The following is a 624-nucleotide window of genomic DNA, read 5'->3' on the forward strand; positions in this document are numbered from 1 at the left end:
AATTCGAGCAGTTCGGTAATCGGCTTTTGCTTGAGTTCAGTCAGATTCATATAGGAATGACGTAATCATTTATGGAGGGGGGAAATTAAGCTTTTGGCTTAATGAGGCCGCGCCGCGGAGAAGGCGACAGGATCGCGAACTAATTCGAAAAGGAGTGCGTCGGCGACGGCTAGCAGGGGGCATTGGAGAAACCAGTGCGGGGCCGAATGTACCACCTGAGTTTCGGAGCGTCTAGCCCTGAATACGCAAAAAGCCCCGCGATTTGCGGGGCCTTTTTTCAGCGTTTTACTGCGACGCTCAGATGTTGGCGTCGAGGAAAGCCGCCAGTTGCGACTTCGACAGTGCGCCGACCTTGGTCGCTTCAACGTTGCCGTTCTTGAACAGCATCAGCGTCGGGATACCACGCACGCCGTGCTTGGCCGGGGTTTCCTGGTTTTCGTCGATGTTCAGTTTGGCGACGGTCAGCTTGCCTTTGTAAGTTTCGGCAATCTCGTCCAGAACCGGTGCGATCATTTTGCAAGGGCCGCACCATTCAGCCCAGTAGTCGACCAGGCCAGCGCCTTCGGCCTGGCGGTCGTCGGCGTCGTAGCTCGCGTCGCTGAGGTGTGTGCTCAGATCGGTGCT

The 624-nt window shown here is 56.4% G+C and carries 1 protein-coding gene; it reads right to left on the minus strand.

Annotated elements, in window-relative coordinates:
* Positions 1 to 297 precede the first annotated feature (297 nt).
* Entirely contained in the window at positions 298 to 615 is a 318-nt protein-coding gene (gene trxA / locus ACIGDJ_RS12445) for a thioredoxin TrxA (RefSeq protein WP_397504560.1), read from the minus strand.
* Positions 616 to 624 lie beyond the last annotated feature (9 nt).

Origin of the sequence: Pseudomonas sp. NPDC079367 (assembly GCF_044542195.1) — a bacterium.
GTDB lineage: Bacteria > Pseudomonadota > Gammaproteobacteria > Pseudomonadales > Pseudomonadaceae > Aquipseudomonas.